14 protein-coding genes are annotated in these 17,199 nt (G+C 69.5%); 9 read left to right on the top strand and 5 right to left on the bottom strand.

Translation table 11 applies throughout. From position 1 onward, the window contains the following. Positions 1 to 22: 22 nt before the first annotated feature. The 8 genes from BLA60_RS04590 to BLA60_RS04555 all read left to right on the top strand — a co-directional run bounded on the left by BLA60_RS04590 (position 23) and on the right by BLA60_RS04555 (position 12,554). Positions 23 to 2,836 carry a PQQ-dependent sugar dehydrogenase gene (locus BLA60_RS04590; RefSeq protein WP_211288584.1) on the top strand — a complete coding sequence of 938 codons (2,814 nt, stop codon included), beginning with the start codon at positions 23 to 25 and terminating at the stop codon, positions 2,834 to 2,836. Further along, the gene (locus tag BLA60_RS46410; protein WP_075131351.1) at positions 2,833 to 4,524 is read left to right on the top strand and encodes a ThuA domain-containing protein; all 1,692 of its coding nucleotides are present in this window, start codon (positions 2,833 to 2,835) and stop codon (positions 4,522 to 4,524) included. Before BLA60_RS04590 ends, BLA60_RS46410 begins: the two co-directional genes overlap by 4 nt. Positions 4,525 to 4,526: 2 nt before the next feature. Continuing rightward, positions 4,527 to 6,875 carry a ricin-type beta-trefoil lectin domain protein gene (locus BLA60_RS04580; protein WP_245811809.1) on the top strand — a complete coding sequence of 783 codons (2,349 nt, stop codon included), beginning with the start codon at positions 4,527 to 4,529 and terminating at the stop codon, positions 6,873 to 6,875. Next, entirely contained in the window at positions 6,872 to 8,140 is a 1,269-nt protein-coding gene (locus BLA60_RS04575; RefSeq protein ID WP_075131350.1) for an ABC transporter substrate-binding protein, read from the top strand. The genes BLA60_RS04580 and BLA60_RS04575 overlap by 4 nt, the downstream gene beginning before the upstream one ends. 105 nt (positions 8,141 to 8,245) lie before the next feature. Further along, positions 8,246 to 9,061 carry a carbohydrate ABC transporter permease gene (locus tag BLA60_RS04570; RefSeq protein ID WP_245811808.1) on the top strand — a complete coding sequence of 272 codons (816 nt, stop codon included), beginning with the start codon at positions 8,246 to 8,248 and terminating at the stop codon, positions 9,059 to 9,061. After that, positions 9,061 to 9,882: a carbohydrate ABC transporter permease gene (locus tag BLA60_RS04565; protein WP_075131349.1), complete on the top strand. Its 822-nt coding sequence runs from the start codon at positions 9,061 to 9,063 to the stop codon at positions 9,880 to 9,882. Before BLA60_RS04570 ends, BLA60_RS04565 begins: the two co-directional genes overlap by 1 nt. Positions 9,883 to 9,884: 2 nt before the next feature. Beyond that, positions 9,885 to 11,084 carry a mandelate racemase/muconate lactonizing enzyme family protein gene (locus tag BLA60_RS04560; RefSeq protein ID WP_075131348.1) on the top strand — a complete coding sequence of 400 codons (1,200 nt, stop codon included), beginning with the start codon at positions 9,885 to 9,887 and terminating at the stop codon, positions 11,082 to 11,084. A 198-nt stretch (positions 11,085 to 11,282) separates the two neighbouring features. Then, complete coding sequence (locus BLA60_RS04555) at positions 11,283 to 12,554, top strand: extracellular catalytic domain type 1 short-chain-length polyhydroxyalkanoate depolymerase (protein WP_075131347.1); 1,272 nt, start codon at positions 11,283 to 11,285, stop codon at positions 12,552 to 12,554. 128 nt (positions 12,555 to 12,682) lie between these two features. Here the strand turns inward: BLA60_RS04555 and BLA60_RS04550 are convergent, their stop codons facing one another. Beyond that, complete coding sequence (locus tag BLA60_RS04550) at positions 12,683 to 13,252, bottom strand: TetR/AcrR family transcriptional regulator (RefSeq protein ID WP_075131346.1); 570 nt, start codon at positions 13,250 to 13,252, stop codon at positions 12,683 to 12,685. Positions 13,253 to 13,329: 77 nt separating this feature from the next. Here BLA60_RS04550 and BLA60_RS04545 point away from each other — a divergent pair, with 77 nt between their 5' ends. Then, positions 13,330 to 14,265, top strand: a complete 936-nt coding sequence (locus tag BLA60_RS04545) for an SDR family oxidoreductase (RefSeq protein ID WP_075131345.1) — start codon at positions 13,330 to 13,332, stop codon at positions 14,263 to 14,265. Between the two features lies 1 nt (position 14,266). Here BLA60_RS04545 and BLA60_RS42945 read toward each other — a convergent pair whose 3' ends face one another. The 4 genes from BLA60_RS42945 to BLA60_RS46125 all read right to left on the bottom strand — a co-directional run bounded on the left by BLA60_RS42945 (position 14,267) and on the right by BLA60_RS46125 (position 17,066). Next, the gene (locus BLA60_RS42945) at positions 14,267 to 14,404 is read right to left on the bottom strand and encodes a hypothetical protein (protein WP_154814103.1); all 138 of its coding nucleotides are present in this window, start codon (positions 14,402 to 14,404) and stop codon (positions 14,267 to 14,269) included. A 63-nt stretch (positions 14,405 to 14,467) separates the two neighbouring features. Continuing rightward, the gene (locus BLA60_RS04540) at positions 14,468 to 15,814 is read right to left on the bottom strand and encodes an NtaA/DmoA family FMN-dependent monooxygenase (RefSeq protein ID WP_075131344.1); all 1,347 of its coding nucleotides are present in this window, start codon (positions 15,812 to 15,814) and stop codon (positions 14,468 to 14,470) included. Continuing rightward, positions 15,811 to 16,947 (bottom strand): LLM class flavin-dependent oxidoreductase, encoded by a 1,137-nt coding sequence (locus tag BLA60_RS04535; protein WP_075131343.1) that lies wholly within the window; start codon positions 16,945 to 16,947, stop codon positions 15,811 to 15,813. Before BLA60_RS04535 ends, BLA60_RS04540 begins: the two co-directional genes overlap by 4 nt. Then, positions 16,944 to 17,066, bottom strand: a complete 123-nt coding sequence (locus tag BLA60_RS46125; protein ID WP_281257409.1) for a hypothetical protein — start codon at positions 17,064 to 17,066, stop codon at positions 16,944 to 16,946. The genes BLA60_RS04535 and BLA60_RS46125 overlap by 4 nt, the downstream gene beginning before the upstream one ends. Positions 17,067 to 17,199: the final 133 nt, after the last annotated feature.

Below are 17,199 nucleotides of genomic sequence, written 5' to 3'. Positions count from 1 at the left end.
AGAAGGCGTGAGAGGACTGGGCGTGAGAACACTGCTCGTGGCCGCCGCGTTGATCGCGGCGAGCGTCACCGTGCCGGTGTTCACCTCGGTGGTGCCGGCGGCGGCGCACGCGGTGAACCCGGCCGACTTCCAGCAGGTCGAGCTGGCCAGGGGCGTGGGCGAGTTGGGTGAGCCCATGTCGCTCGCCGTGCTGCCCGACCGCTCGGTGCTGCACACCGCGCGCAACGGGGTGCTGCGCAGGACCACCGCCGCCGGCGTGACCAGCACGATCGGCACCCTGCCGGTCTACACCCACGACGAGGAGGGCCTGCAGGGCGTCGGCGTGGACCCCGGCTTCGCCACCAACCGATTCATCTACCTCTTCTACGCGCCCCCGCTGTCCACCCCGGGCGGCGACGCGCCGGCCAACGGCACGGACTTCTCCGCGTGGAACGGTGTGAACCGGCTGTCCCGCTTCACCCTGAACTCCGACTTCACGGTCAACATGGCCAGCCAGGTGACCGTGCTCGACGTGCCGACCAGCCGGGGTATGTGCTGCCACGTCGGCGGCGACATCGACTTCGACTCGGCCGGCAACCTCTACCTGTCCACGGGTGATGACACCAACCCGTTCGACTCGGCCGGCTACACCCCGATCGACGAGCGCGCCGACCGCAACCCCGCCTACGACGCCCAACGCAGCGCCGGCAACACGAACGACCTGCGCGGCAAGGTGTTGCGGATCAAGGTGAACGCCAACGGTTCGTACTCGATCCCGGCCGGCAACCTGTTCGCGCCCGGCACGGCGAACACCCGGCCCGAGATCTACGCGATGGGGCTGCGCAACCCGTTCCGCTTCGGCGTGGACAAGGCCACCGGGGTGCTCTACCTCGGTGACTACGGGCCGGACGCGGGCTCGGCGAACAACAGCAGAGGGCCGGGCGGGCAGGTGGAGTTCAACCGGATCACCTCGGCCGGGAACTACGGCTGGCCGTACTGCACCGGCGGGAACACCACCGCCGAGACCTATGTGGACTACACGTTCCCGTCCGGGCCGTCCGGGAACCGGTTCACCTGCGCGGCGCCGGTCAACAACTCCCGCAACAACACCGGGCAGACCACCCTGCCGGCCGCCCGCGCGGCGTGGATCAACTACGACAACTGCTCGGTCTCGGCGTTCGGCTGCGGCTCCGAGTCCCCGATGGGCGGTGTCGTGTACCGCTACGACGCGTCCAACCCGTCGACCGTCAAGTTCCCCGCCGCGCTGGACGGGCACGTCTTCCTGTCCGAGTTCGGCCGGCGCTGGATCAAGGTGGTCGACGTCAACTCTGACGGCTCTCCCGGGCAGATCAACGAGTTCCCGTGGCGTGGCACCCAGGTCATGGACTCGGCGTTCGGCCAGGACGGCGCGCTGTACGTGCTGGACTACGGCAGCGGCTGGGGCAGCGGCAGTGCCGACTCGGCGCTCTACCGCATCGAGTACAACCCGGCAGGCAACCAGGCGCCGATCGCGCGGGCCGGCGCCAGTCGCACCTCCGGGGGCGCGCCGCTGGCCGTCACCTTCTCCTCGGCCGGCTCGTCGGACCCGGAGGGCACCGCTCTCACGTACCACTGGAACTTCGGTGATGGGAGCACGTCCACCTCGGCGAACCCGAGCCACACCTACTCGGCCAACGGCCAGTACACGGCCACCCTCACGGTGACCGACGGCGGCGGGCGCTCGGCGGCGGCGAACGTGGTGATCACCGTCGGGAACACCGCCCCCACGGTCACGCTGACCACGCCGGTCAACGGGTCCCTGTTCAGCTTCGGCGACGGGGTGCCGTACACGATCACCGTGACCGACCCCGAGGACGGCACCATCGACTGCGACCGGGTGAAGCTGACCTACAAGCTCGGCCACGACGAACACGGCCACGAGATCTCCGTACGCAACGGCTGTTCGGGAACGATGCAGATCCCGGTGGACGGTGAGCACGACACGGCGGCGAACCTGTACGCGGGCTTCATCGCCGAGTACACCGACCTCGGTGCGAACGGCCAGCCCGCGCTGACGACAACCGCGGAGCACGTCCTGCAGCCCCGGCACCGCCAGGCCGAGCACCGCGGCACCCAGTCGGGCACCGCCCTGTTCGACAAGACGCTCGCGGAGGGCGGGAGAACGGTCGGCGACATCCACAACGGCGACTGGATCGCGTTCCAGCCCTACGCCCTCGGCACGGAGAACCAGTTCACCGCCCGGGTGTCCTCCGGCGGCTCCGGCGGCACCCTGTCCGTGCGGGCCGGATCGCCGACCGGGACCGTACTCGGCTCGGTCGCCGTGCCGGTGACCGGCGGCTGGGACACCTTCACCACCGTGTCCACCACCCTGACCGGCGTTCCGGCCGGAACCATCACGCTCTACCTGACCTTCTCCGGTGGCAGCGGCTTCCTGTTCGACCTGGACTCGTACACGTTCGGCACGCCGCCGGCGAACGGCGACCCCACACGGATCACCGGCATCGGCGGCAAGTGCGTCGACGTCAACGGTGCGAGCAGCGCCGACGGCACCAAGATCCAGCTCTGGACCTGCACCGGCGGCACCAACCAACAGTGGACGGTCAGCGGGAGCACGTTGCGTTCGCTGGGCAAGTGCATGACCGCCACCGCGGACGGCAGCCTGGTGCAGCTGTCGACCTGTGACGGCGGCGCGGGACAGAGCTGGTCCGTGCGGTCGGACGGCACCATCCGCAACGGCACCAGGTGCCTGGACGCCAGCGGCGGCAGTTCGGCCGACGGCACCCAGCTGATCACCTGGACCTGTACCGGCGGCGCCAACCAGAAGTGGACGTCGTCCCAGGAGGGCACACAGAGATGAAACACTCGCTCCCCCGGCGTGCGCTCGGTGCGGTCACCACCGCGCTCGCCGTCCTCGCGCTCGGCTCCAACCCACCGGCCACCGCCGCCGACACGCCGTACGACGTGCTGGTGTTCTCCAAGACCGCCGGCTTCCGGCACGACTCCATCCCGCAGGGCATCGCCCTGATCCGGGAGCTGGGCGCGACCAACAGCTTCACCGTCACCGCGACCGAGGACGCCAACGCGTTCACCACCACGAACCTGGCCCAGTTCGAGGCCGTGGTCTTCCTCAACACCACGGGCGACGTCCTCAACGCCACCCAGCAGAGCGCGTTCGAGTCCTACGTCCGGGGTGGCGGTGGCTACGCCGGCATCCATTCCGCGTCCGACACCGAGTACGACTGGCCGTTCTACGGCGAGCTGGTCGGCGCGTACTTCGCCTCGCATCCGGCCATCCAGCAGGCCACCGAGCGAGTCGAGGACCGGGCACACGCGGCCACCGCACATCTGGGCCAGACCTGGGTACGCACCGACGAGTGGTACAACTTCCGCACCAACCCCCGCTCGTCGGCCAAGGTGCTCGCCACGCTGGACGAGTCGACGTACTCCGGCGGGTCCATGGGCGGCGATCACCCGATCACCTGGTGCAAGGCCATCCAGGGTGGACGGTCGTTCTACACGGGGAACGGCCACACCCAGGCCAGCTACGCCGAACCGGCGTTCCGGTCGCTGGTGCTCGGCGGCATCCGGTACGCGGCCAACCGGACCAAGGCCGACTGCCGGCCCGAGACCGGCTACACCACCCTCTACAACGGATCGACCGCCGGCTGGTCGCAGACCGGCCCCGGCGGCTTCACGAACAGCAACGCCACGCTCACCTCCACGGGCGGCATGGGCATGCTCTGGTACAGCGCCAAGGAGTACCGCTCCTACTCCCTCAAGCTGGACTGGATGATGCCCGGCGACGACAACTCCGGTGTGGTCATCGGGTTCCCGGCGGGCAGCGATCCGAACTCGGCCCTCAGCAACGGCCACGAGGTACAGATCGACGCCACCGACACGCCCGACAGGACCACCGGCTCGGTCTACGGCTTCCAAGCCGCCGACCAGGCCGCCCGCGACGCAGCGCTCAACCCGCCCGGCGAATGGAACACCTACGAGCTGCTCGTCGAGGGCGAGCGCCTGCAGGTGTTCCTGAACGGGGTGAAGATCAACGACTTCACCAACACCGAACCGGCCCGATCGTTGACCTCCGGCCACATCGGCATCCAGAACCACGGCACCGGCGACGACGTGTCCTTCCGCAACATCCGGATCAAGGAACTCGGGGTCGTCACCCCCACCCCGGGACCGATCGTGGGCGTGGCCGGCAAGTGCGTCGACGTCAACGGCGCCAGTTCCGCCGACGGCACGAAGATCCAACTCTGGACCTGCACCGGCGGCACGAACCAGCAGTGGACCCGCGAGGGCAGCACCCTGCGCGCACTGGGCAAGTGCATGACCGCTGTCGGCACCAACGACGGGGCCAACGTCCAGCTGTCCACCTGCGACGGTCGTGGCGGGCAGAACTGGATCGCCGGAGCGAACGGGTCACTGACCAACTCCGGCAGGTGCCTCGACGCCAACGGCGCCAGCTCGGCCAACGGTACCCAGCTCATCATCTGGAGCTGCCACGGTGGCACGAACCAGCGCTGGACACTCTCGTGACCGTGCGGGGACGTCGTGTCGCCGCGGTGGTCACGTCGGTCGTCACGTTCGTCGCGGTGGCCAGGGCGCCGGTCGCCGGCGCGGCGGTGACCACCCTGCACGTCTCCCCCACCGGCACGGGAACCGCCTGCACCGCGACAGGTCCGTGCTCGCTGTCCGCCGCGCGGACCGCCGTGCGGTCGCTCAACGACACCATGTCCGACGACATCGTGGTGGAGCTGGCGGACGGGGTGTACCGGCTGTCGGCGCCGCTGCGGTTGACCGAGGAGGACTCGGGGAGCGACGGGCACCAGGTGAGGTGGCAGGCCGCCCCGTCGACACGTCCTGTCCTCAGTGGCGCCCGCGCGGTCACCGGCTGGTCGGTCGCCGACGCGGGCAAGAACATCTGGCAGGCGAACGTCGGCGCCGGGGTCGAGTCCCGGCAGCTGTACGTGGACGGCGCGATCGCCACCCGGGCACGTACCCAGGTGGACCGGTCCCTGTTCACCTTCACCAACGCGGGCATGACCTTCTCCAGCCCGACGCTGAGCTATCTGAACAACGTGGCCAACCAGAACCGGGTCGAGGTGGAGAGCGTCAACTCGTTCACCGACCGGTACTCGCCGGTGCAGAGCATCAGCGGGAACGCCATCACGATGCGGCAACCCGCGTGGAACAACAACACCTTCGGGTACGACACGCTCACGGCGCCGCACCGCGCGGGTCCGTTCTCCCTGGTCAACGCGTACGAGTTCCTCGACGCGCCCGGCGAGTGGTACCTCAACCCCGGGACCGGCGCCCTGTACTACATCCCGATCGCCGGACAGAACATGAGCACCGTCAGCGTGGAGCTACCGGTGATGGAGTCGCTGGTGAACGTCGGGGGCACCTACGACGCGCCCGCCCACGACATCACGTTCACCGGGATCACGTTCACCGGCACCAGCTGGCTCGGTCCCAGCAGCGACCAGGGGTACGCGGACCAGCAGACCGGCTCGTACCTCGCGGGCAACTGGAACTGGCCGGCCGACCGGCTGACGACCTGCCAGAACGGCTGCCAGCAGTTCGAGGCGGCCCGGCCGCACTGGCACCAGATGCCCGCCGCCGTACAGATCTCCGCCGCCCGCGGCATCACCTTCAGCGAGTCCGCGTTCCTCAACGTCGGGCAGACGGCCATCGGCATCGGCAACGACGCCAACGCCCACGCCAGCGGCGTCGGCCTCGGCGCCAGCGACATCACGGTGACCCGGTCCGAGATCGCCCACAACTCCGCGGGCGGCATCATCGTCGGCGGCGTCCGCGCCGACGCCCACCACCCGAGCGACCAGCGGATGGTCAACCGGAACATCACGATCAGCAACAACCGCATCCACGATCTCGGCATCGAGTACCGCGGCAACGTCTCGGTGCTGACCACCTACGTCACGACCACCAACGTGGCCAACAACGAGATCTACAACCTGCCGTACTCCGGCATGTCCATCGGGTACGGCTGGGGCAGCAACGACGCGGGCGGCAGCGACCACTACGCGGGCCGCGGCCTGTACAACTTCCAGCCGCGCTACTCCACGCCGACCACGGCGTCGGGCAACAAGCTCATCAACAACTACGTCCACGACGTCATGCGGCAGATGAACGACGGCGGCTGCATCTACACGTTGGGGTGGAACCCGAACGCGGTGATCAGCGGCAACCACTGCCTGCGGACGAACGGCTACTTCGGCGTCTACTTCGACGAGGGCTCGAAGTACTACACCGCGACCAACAACGTCTTCTCCAACACCGGCACCTGGGCCACCGCCAACTACTGGGGTGGGGAGAACATGGGCAACTGGACGGTCACCGACAACTGGTCGACCAACGGCAGCACCAACATCACCAACGGCGACCGCGGCAACGTCGTCCACGGCAACGTGACGGTCACGAACGGCAACTGGCCGGCCGGCGCCCAGGCCGTGATGTCGAACGCCGGTCCGCAGGGCAACACCGATCCGCGGACCGGCACGATCGTGGGTGGCCAGTCCGGTCGTTGCGTCGACCTCGCGAACACGACCAACGGCACGCAGGCCCGGTTGTGGGACTGCGACGGAAGCGCCGACCAGCGGTGGACCTACACGGCGAGCAGGACACTCACCAACGGCACCCAGTGCCTCGACGCGTCCGGACAGGGCACCGCCAACGGCACCAAGGCGATCATCTGGGACTGCCACGGCGGCACCAACCAACAGTGGAACCTCAACACCAACGGCACCATCACCGGCGTCCACTCCGGACTCTGCCTCGACGCCAGCGGCAACGCCACCGCGAACGGCACCCTGATCCACCTCTGGTCGTGCCACGGAGGAGCGAACCAGCAGTGGAGTATGCGGTGAAGAACCGAGCACTGTGGACTGTCGTCCTGGCCGCCGGGCTGACGGTGGCAGGCTGCGGGAGCGCCGCCGGGCCTGCCCCGTCGTCCGGCGGCGACGGGAACACACTGGTGGTGTGGGACTGGAAGTCGGGCGACGACGACGCGGCCGCCTACATCGAGGCGGCGAAGGCCGACTTCGCGGACAAGCACCCCGAGGTCGAGGTCGAGTTCGTGGCCCAACCGTTCGACCAGTACTACACCTTGCTCGGCGCGGCCATCCAGTCCGGCAAGGGGCCGGACGTCATGCTCTTCAACGGTGGCGGCCAGCTCCGCGACCGGGTGGACTCGCTCGTGCCGCTGGACTCCTACGTCGCCGAGGACCGGGAGCGCCTGGTGGGCTGGAACGCGTTCACCGAGGGCGGCAGGACCTACGCCGCACCGGTCACGTTGCAGGGTCACCCGATCTACTACAACAGGAATCTCTACGAACAAGCTGGCCTCGACCCGGACAGCCCACCCACCACCTGGACCGAGTTCGTCGACGGCTGCGCCACGATCATGGACAGGACCGACGCCACGTGTATCGCGCTCGGCAACAAGGAAGGCATCGGCATCGAGTTCTTCCTCTCCGGCCTGGGTTCCGGCGTGCTCACCGACCAGGAGTACGACGACTGGATCGTCGGAAAGCGGAACTGGACCTCACCGAACGTGAAGCGGATCTTCGAGATGTGGACGGAGACCGAGCGCGCTGGCCTCAACAACGAGGGGGCGAACTCGACGGCCATGTTCAACGACGCCTTCGCGATCTTCTCCTCCGGCGAGGCCGCCCACGTCATCGGGCTGATGTCGGACGTCGGGCACTGGCAGGACTTCGGTGAGTTCCTCGCCCCCGCTGACATCGGCGTCATGCGGGCGCCGGTCAGCACCACCGGGGCGACGCCGAGCCTGCCCTACGACGGTGGAATCGGCTACGCGGTCGCCAGGTGGACCGCTGACCCGGAGGTCGCCGCCGACCTGGTCCGCTCGTTGACCTCGAAGGACGCGCTGGAGGCGTTCTACGCCGACGCGGGTGCGATCGCCGCCGACACCGCCATCGACGTGTCGGACGCTGGCCCGGCCGTCGCCGACATCGTCTCCGGGCTCGAGACCGGCGAACCCGCCCTGCACGTGGCGCTGTCGGTGGAGACCCTCGACCTGATGCGGCGGCTGTCCCAGCAACTGCTGAGCGGTTCGGTCACCGTCGACGACGCACTGTCCCAACTGGCCACCGCGGACCAGGGAAGCTGATCGGTGCCGACCGGGAGCACACCGGCGATTGACCCCGTGCCGCGCAGGGCGACTCGCCGCCGGAACGCGGAACGCCTCGCGCCCTACGTACTGGTGGCTCCGGCCGTGCTGGTTGTCGTGGTGCTGCGGCTGTACCCGCTGGTCCTCGGCGTCAACTTCTCGTTCACCGGGGACGGCGACAGCGACGGGACGGCCGTGGGGCTGGACAACTACGTGACGCTGATGGGCGATCCGCTCTTCGTCGGCGCGCTGCGCAACGTCGGGCTGCTGGTGGCGCTGCTGCCGGTCGCGGTCGCCATTCCCGGGCTGCTCGCGACGTTCATCTACCTGCGCGTGCCCGGCCACCGGATCTTCCGGAGTGTGTACTTCTTCCCGGCCGTGCTGTCACCGGTGATCGTCGGTGCGATCTTCACCCTGCTGCTGGCCTTCGACGGTCCGCTCAACGCCCTGCTCGGCAGCGTCGGTCTCGGTCCGGTCGACTGGCTCGGTGACCCGGACGTCGCGATCTTCATGGTCGTCGGCGTCCATGTCTGGGCGACGTTCGGGATGGCGCTGGTGGTGTTCCTCGCCGGGTTCGCCACCCTCGACACCAGCCTGCTCGACGCCGCGCGGATCGACGGCGCCGCGCTTCCCCGGATCATCTGGCACGTCATCGTTCCCGGCCTGTCCCGCACCATCCAGTTCGTGTTCGTGACCACGATGATCGGGATGCTGACCTCGATGTTCGGCCTGCTGTACGTGATGACCAGCGGCGGTCCGGGCGGCGCCACCTACCTGCCGGAGTACTACATCTGGATCCAGCAGGGCCAGCTGAACCGGCCCGCGCTGGCCTCGGCCGCGGCCACCGTCCTGTTCCTCGTGATGGTCGTGGTGGGACTGCTGCAGGTCAGCGTGCTCCGTCGCTCCGGCAGGGAGGACTGATGGCGCGGGTGAGCAGGTGGCTGGTCGCCGTCCCGATGGCCGCGCTCGCACTGGCCACCGTCTACCCGCTGGTGTTCACCACCAACGTGGCGTTGAAGACACGACGCGAGTACGTCCTCGACCGCTTCTCCCCCGCGGACTCCCCGCGCGCCGACAACCTCTCGACCGCCTGGAACAGCGTCGGGCTGGCGCGCTACTTCGCCAACTCGCTCATCGTCGTGCTGTGCGCGGTCGCGCTGCTGCTCCTGATCGGATCGATGGCCGGCTTCGCACTGGGACGGCTGCGGTTCCGCGGCTCGCGGGCCCTGTTCCTCGGCTGCCTCGCCGCGTTGTTCGTCCCGTTCCAGGTCATCATGGTCCCGCTCTCCCGGACGCTCACCACGTTCGGCCTGATCGACACCTACCCCGGGCTGATCCTCGCGTACGTCGCGCAGTTCCTGCCGTTCACGATCTTCCTGATGGCCAGTTACTACGCACACGTGCCCACCGAGGTCGTCGACGCGGCCAGGATCGACGGCAACACGCTCTTCGGCGTGTACCGCAGGGTCATGCTGCCACTGGGCACCCCGGCGCTGATCTCGGTCGGCATCCTGAACACGTTGTTCTGCTGGAACGACGTGCTCATCGCGCTGCTGGTGATGCCGTCGGCCGAGCACCGCACCCTCATGGTCGGCGTCACCTCGCTGCGCGGTCAGTACTCCGACGACATCCCGACCTTCGCCGCGGGCGTCCTGATCGCGGCCGTGCCCATGCTGGTGATCTACCTGTTCTTCCAGCGCCAGATCGCACAGGGCGTCACGGCCGGCGCCACGAAGGGCTGAACATGGAAATCACCGGGTTCCGCACCCTGACCACCGTCCTGACCTGGGGACGCCCGGTCGGCGACGCCAACGGCGTGCTCGCCGACGGGCACACCCCGGTGCCGATCGTCCTGGTGGACACCGACGAGGGGATCACGGGCGTCGGCCTCGGCCCGCACCTCGACGCCGAGACCGTCTTCGCGGCCATCGAGGGCGAGGACCCACGCGGCGTCACGGCCCTCTACGACCGGATGCTGCGGCGCACGTTCAAGGCAGGGCACGCCGGGGCGGTGTTCGGCACGATCGGCACGTTCGACACGGCACTGTGGGACATCAAGGCCAAGGCCGCCGGCGAACCGCTCTGGCGACTGCTCGGCGCCCGCGACCGGCGGGTACCCGCCTACGCCTCCGGGCTGGACATCGCACTGACCGACGACGAACTGGTCGCCGTGTACCGGACCTACGCCGAACACGGCCTGCGCGCGGCGAAGCTCAAGGGCGGCCTCGACGTCGATCGGGACCGGCACCGACTCGCACTGGTACGGGATGTCCTGGCCGACTCCGGACCCGCGTCGCGGCCGGCCATGATGCTCGACGCGAACGAGTCCTGGACGCGCAAGCAAGCCGTCCGCCACGTGTGCGAACTGGAACGGACGATCGACCTCACCTGGGTCGAGGAGCCCGTGCGGCGGTGGGACGCCGAGGGGATGGCCGCGGTGGGGAGAGGAATCCGGGCGTCGGTCGCGACCGGGGAGAACCTCACCGGCCTCGAACAGTTCCGTCCACTGCTCACCACGGGCGCGGTCGACGTCGTCCAGACCAGCGCGGTCTGGGGAATCACCCACTTCCTCCGGGTCGCCACCCTCGCCCACGCCCACGACCTGCCGGTCAGCCCCGTCGGCAACACCCCGGCCGGACTGCTCCACGCCGCCGCCTCGCTACCGAACCACCTCGCCGCCGAACTGCAGGACCTCGTGCCACCAGCCGGCGTCCACCTCGCCCACCACGTCGACGACGGCGCCTTCGTCCTCGGCGACACGCCAGGCATCGGTATCCACATCGACGAACACACCATCCGGACGACACACCAACGACCCCCGAACCAGAACGGCGACGGCCCGAACGTACGCCCGTCCTCGGCCGGCCGACGACTGCTCGCCGCACCGGCCCTTCCCCTGCATCCAGTGATCGACGGGCACACCGACCATCCCGGCGGTCTGTGAAAGTACGCGGCAAGGATTCGACCGTGGCGCGACCACCCAACCAACGCGCCCTTATTTCTCAACGCCCACTATCGGTCCGAAACTTTCGGATATCTGGAGCGCTCCCAAATCTTGGCCCAGATAGTCGGCACATTGTTGACGGCCGTTCTCGGAATGCATACCGTCGAGGAAGGCGGGATCGCCGACCGGAGGTCAACGATGATCAGAACCGCTCTCGTGACGATGGCCAGCACCCTGCTGGTCACCATCGCCACAGTCGTGCATCCGCCCGCGGCGTCCGCGGCGACCCTGGTGGAGGTGACTGGCTTCGGCGACAACCCGGGCGGGATGCGCATGCACGTCTACGTGCCCGACACCCGTCCCGCGAATCCCGCGATCGTGGTCGCCATGCACGGCTGCGGCGGCTCGGGCCCTGGTTTCTACTCCGGCAGTGAGTTCGCCTCGCTCGCCGACCGGCACGGGTTCGTCGTCATCTATCCGAGCGCCCAACAGCAGGCCGGGTTCGGGAACTGTTTCGACACCTGGTCGGACGCGGCCAAACGCCGCGGTGGCGGCAGCGACCCGGTGTCGATCGTCTCCATGGTCAGCTACGTCGAGCAGCGCTACGGCGGGGACCCGAACCGGGTGTTCGCCACCGGGTCGTCCTCCGGGGGCATGATGACCAACCACATGCTCGCCCTGTACCCCGACGTGTTCACCGCAGGCGCGGCCTTCATGGGCGTGCCGTTCAACTGCTTCGCCAACGCGGCGGACTACCCACCGGGCGCCAGCAGGTGCACGGGCGGAAGCATGAACCGGACACCGTCGGAGTGGGGGGACGCGGTCCGGCAGGCCTTCCCCGGCTACACCGGCCACCGCCCGCGGATCCAGCTGTGGCACGGCACCGCCGACACGCTCGTACCGTACTCCCTGCTTCAGGAGGAGATCGAGCAGTGGACCGACGTGTTCGGGCTGAGCCAGACACCGACGTTCACCGACACCCCGCAGCAGAACTGGAACCGCCGTCGTTACGCCGACACGTCCGGCACCGTCCAGGTGGAGGCGTACAGCATCCAGGGCGCGGGACACAGCCTGCCCTCGGGTGGCATGGCGGCATCGGCCATCGCGTTCTTCGCCCTGGACAACTCGGGCCCGACACCCGAACCGGGCGAGTGCGATGTCACCGCCACGGTCAACGCGTGGAACACCGGACTCACCGAGAACATCACCCTCACCAACACCGGCACCGACCCGATCAACCAGTGGTCCCTGGTGTTCACCCTGCCCAACGGTCAAACCATCGCGTCCGGGTGGAACGCCACCTACACCCCGACGTCGGGGCAGGTGACGGCACGCAACGTCAGCCACAACGCCGCGATCGCTCCGAACGCGTCGATCACGATCGGCTTCCAGGCCACCCACACCGGCAACACCGGCACACCCGCGTCCTTCGCCCTCAACGGTACGACCTGCACCACCACGAGCCCCTGACGGGCCTCCGCCGCGCCATCGGCGTTCCGTTCTCCGATGGCGCGGCGGGATTCGATCGTTCGCGGACCCCCACGCACCGAGTCCTGCGGAACGACCGGTGCGGTTGGGTACGCAGGAAGTCCCGGCCGTCACAGCTGGTGTTCCAGCGCGGCGAAGAGCGACTCGGCCGCGTCGTGGACGCGGTCGCGGTCACCGGTGGCGAGCAGGTCGAGGAGCAGTCCGCGGATGGTCGCGATCACCAGTGTGGCCCTGCGGGTCGCCGTTTCCGCGTCGGTGCCCGGGACCTGTACGTCGCGCAGGGAGCTCATCCAGTCGGACACGACCCGCTCCAGGAACCCCGCGAACTGTCGCGGCGCCTGGAGAGCGCGTCCGTAGACCGCGAAGAACAGCCGGAACTCCGCCCCCCGTTGAGGATCCGACGTTCGCTCCCAGACCACGCGCGCCACCGTGACCAGGTCGGGTCGCTCGCCGAGCAGGTCGTCGGTGGACACGACGAGGCGTTCCCGCAACCGGTCGAGGATGGCCTCGAACATCTGCTCCTTGGTGCCGAAGTGGTGCACCAGCGTGTTGGTCGACACGCCGACGGCAGCCGCGACGGGCCGCCACGTCAGCTCGGAGAACCCGTGCTCGACCGCGTAGTCGACCACCGCCTCGAGCAACTCGGCCCGCCGCTGGTGGTCTACCGGCCGTCCCGCCATCGCTTCCTCCAGGGTGTTTGTCGCGCCCCACAATTTCTGGTACGACTGTATAAAGAATAGCAGTCCTGGAGGTCTTCATGCATGTCTTCGTCACCGGTGCGTCGGGCTGGGTCGGCCGTGGGCTCGTCCCCGACCTCATCGCCGCGGGCCACACCGTCACCGGCCTCGCCCGCTCGGCCGCCGCCTCGGGCGCGCTGCGGGCGGCGGGAGCCGAGGTCCGCCCAGGGTCGCTCGACGACCTCGACACCCTGCGCGACGCCGTCACCACGGCCGACGGTGTCATCCACCTCGCGTTCAAACACGACGTCGCCTTCGCGGGTGACTACGCGGGCGCCACCGACGCCGACCGTGCGGCGATCGAGACCTTCGGCGAGGCACTGGCAGGCACCGGCAAGCCGCTGGTCGTCGCCTCCGGCATCCTCGGCGTGCTCGGGCTCGCACCGGGAGTCGTGGCCACCGAACGCGACGGACTGGCCACGACAGCAGGGGACGGCACCGGCCCGATCGAGGGCGGCGGCGGGCGGATCGCCAACGCCCACCACACGCTCGCCCTCGCCGACCACGGGGTGCGCTCGTCGGTCGTCCGGCTCCCACCGGCCACACACGGCAACGGCGACAACGGGCTCATCGCCACAGCGATCGGCTTCGCACGCGAGAAAGGCGCCGCCGCCTACGTCGGCGACGGCACCAACCGCTGGCCCACGGTCCACCGCGACGACGCCGCCCGGCTGTTCCGCCTCGCGCTCGAATCAGCGCCCGCCGGGTCGGTCCTGCACGCCGTCGGCGACGAAGGCGTGCCGATCCGCGAGGTCGCCGAGATCCTCGCCGCGCAACTCGCCGTCCCCGCCGTCTCCGTCGGCCCCGAGCAGATCGGCGGGTACGTCGGCTGGCTCGGCGGCTTCTGGGGCGTCGACGGTCCCGCCTCCGCCCGGATCACGCGCGACCTGCTCGGCTGGCAGCCGACCGGTCCCGGCCTGATCACCGACCTCAAGGAGGGGCACTACTTCGCCTGAGCTACTCGCTGGCGTAGGCACGCAGGAAGGTGTCCGCCGCCGCGTCGGCGATCGACCGGGCCGCGGCCTGGGACACCTTCCGCGCGCCGAGCCCTGACCGGGTATCCATCGGACCGGTCAGCCACACCTGCCACCGCACCGTGCGATCCGCGTAGCCACGGTGTTTCACAGCGGACCGTCGCCACCGGTACCCGCCCAACGCTCATGGCGCGGCTCCCAACCCGAGATGGTGCCGCAGTGTCGTTCCCGTGTACTCGGTGCGGAACACGCCACGTTCCTGCAGCAGCGGTACGACCGTCTCGGCGAAGGCGTCCAGTCCACCGGGTGTGATGTGCGGGACGAGGATGAACCCGTCGCTCGCATCCGCCTGGACGAGGTCGTTGATGACCCGTGCGACGGTGGCCGGGGAGCCGACGAACGTCTGCCGAGCACTGACCTCGATCATCAGGTCCCGGATGGACAGTTTCTTCGCCGAGGCCAGTTCGCGCCACTGTTTCGCCACGGCCAGCGGGTCGCGGTTCATGCGCACGCTGGCACGGCCCTGAGCGATGTGACTCTCGCCGACCAGCGGGTCGATGTCGGGCAACGAACCGTCCGGGTCGTACGCCGACAGGTCCCGGTTCCACACCTGTTCGAGCAGTCTGATCGCGGTCTGCCCGCTGACCTGCTGACGACGCACGACCGCCGCCTGTTCGCGGGCGTCGGCGTCGGTGTCGCCGAGCACGAACGTGGCAGCGGGCAGCACTTTCAGTGAGTCGGGGGTGCGGCCGTGGCGGGCGAGCCGCGCCTTGACGTCGGCGTAGAAGGCCTGCCCGGCTTCGAGGGTGCCGTGCCGGGAGAAGATCGCGTCGGCGGTCGCGGCGGCGAACTCCCGGCCGGAATCCGAGTCGCCTGCCTGGAAGATCACTGGCCTGCCCTGCGGGCCGCGCGGCACGGTGAAGTGGCCTGCGATGTCGAAGTGGTCGTCGTGGACGGCGAACGCACCCGGCGACGGCGTGGTGAGGAACCGGCCCGACGCCTTGTCGGCGAGGATCTCGTCGCCACGCCACGAGTCGAACAGCGTCCAGGCGGCACGCAGGAACCGTTCGGCACGCGTGTACCGGTCGGCTTCCGCGAGGAACCCGCCGCGGCGGAAGTTCTCGCCGGTGAACGCGTCCCACGAGGTGACCACGTTCCACGCCGCCCGGCCGCCGGACAGGTGGTCCAGGGTGGCGAACTGCCTGGCCACCTCGAACGGCTCGTTGAAGGTCGAGTTGATCGTGCCCGCGAGCCCGAGCCGCTCGGTCACGGCCGACAACGCCGCCAGCACCGCGAACGTGTCGGGCCGACCCATCACGTCCAGGTCGTAGATCTGCCCGCCCTGCTCCCGCAACCGCAGTCCCTCTGCCAGAAACAGGAAGTCGAACTTCGCCCGCTCGGCGGTCCGCGCGAACCGCGCGAACGACTCGAACTCGATGTGGCTGCCCGCCGCTGGATCGCTCCACACGGTCGTGTTGTTCACGCCAGGAAAGTGCGCGGCGAGGTGGACCTCCTTGGGTGGCCTGCTCATTCGGCACCAGCCTGGGCGTAGCGGCTGGCCGGACGGACCAGGCCGAGCCGGTCCCGCAACGTGCGCTCTGTGTATCCGCGGCGGAACATGCCCCTGGCCCGCAGTCGGGGCACCAGCTCGCGGGTGATCGCGACCAGGTCGTCGGGCAGCACTCCGGGCCGCAGACGGAAGCCGGTCAGCCCGGCCGCGCACAGCTCGGTCAGCAGGTCCACCAGGTCGTTCGGCGTACCGGCGAACACCGCGGCGTCGGACGTGAACGGTGTGCCGTCGAGTTCGTCGAGTCGCGCCAGCCGATCCGCTGCCGTCGCGCCGAGGAACACCACCAGCTCCCCGAACACGTGCACAGGTGCGGCCCGGCCAGTCTCCTCGGCCCGCACCTGCGCCACTGTCTCCTCGGCGTGGGCGGGATCGCGCGGGGTCACGAGCACGACGTCGGCGGCGCGGACGGCCAGCCGGTAGACCGGGGCCGCATGGGCGAGCGCGACCACCGGTGGCTGCCCCTGCGGTGGGCGGGGCGTGATCGACGGGCCCCGGACGCTGAACCAGCGCCCAGCGAAGTCGATGTGGTGCAGCCGGTCCCGGTCGACGAACCGGCCGGTGGCCGCGTCCCGGATCTCCGCGTCGTCCTCCCAGCTGTCCCACAACCGCCGCACCACCTCGACATGGTCGGCCGCCTCGTCCAACAGGTCGGCCACCTCGCCGGCCTCGCGCCTGCCCACGTGCGCGAACTCGTGGGGCTGTGCGGAGATCCGCATCCGGTACCCGGCCCGGCCGCTGCTGGCGTAGTCGAGGCTGGCGATCGCCTTCGAGACGTGAAACGGCTCGGTGTGCGTGGCGATCACGGTCGGCACCAACCCGATTCCGGTGGTGCGCGGCGCGACCGCGGCCGCGATCAGCGAGGCGTCGAGCCGCCCGCGCACCCGGTCGACCCTGCCGTCCTGTGTGGACTGGAGGCTGAACGAGTCCTCGAACGTGACGAAGTCCAGGAAGCCGCGCTCGGCCTCACGGGCCAGTTCCGTCCAGTACCGCGCGGTGAACAGCTCGGTGGGCCGCGCGTCCGGCTCCCGCCACGCCGCCGGGTGCCAGCCGGCGCCGTCCAACGCCACGGCAAGGTGCGGCAGTACTGGCGTCACCGCCGCACCTCCACCGTGACGGGCAGGGCCGCGGCGATCTCCTCGACCGCGGACTCGATCGCGGCGGCGGTGCGCGACCGGGCCGACGGGCCACCGGCGAGCACGGCAATCGAGGCCATGGGCAAACCTCCGAACCATCAGTCCACATCGGACACCAGAGTCACGAGGCAACGCACCCCTCGGTCATCACTCCCGCCTGCCATCCAGGCACAGCCCGCGGACCCGAGCAAGCAGCTTCCACAATGTGGAAGC

The organism is Actinophytocola xinjiangensis (assembly GCF_001921215.1).
GTDB lineage: Bacteria > Actinomycetota > Actinomycetes > Mycobacteriales > Pseudonocardiaceae > Actinophytocola > Actinophytocola xinjiangensis.
The sequence above is the reverse complement of the archived record's forward strand: the minus strand, read 5'-3'. Positions and strand labels throughout refer to the sequence as shown.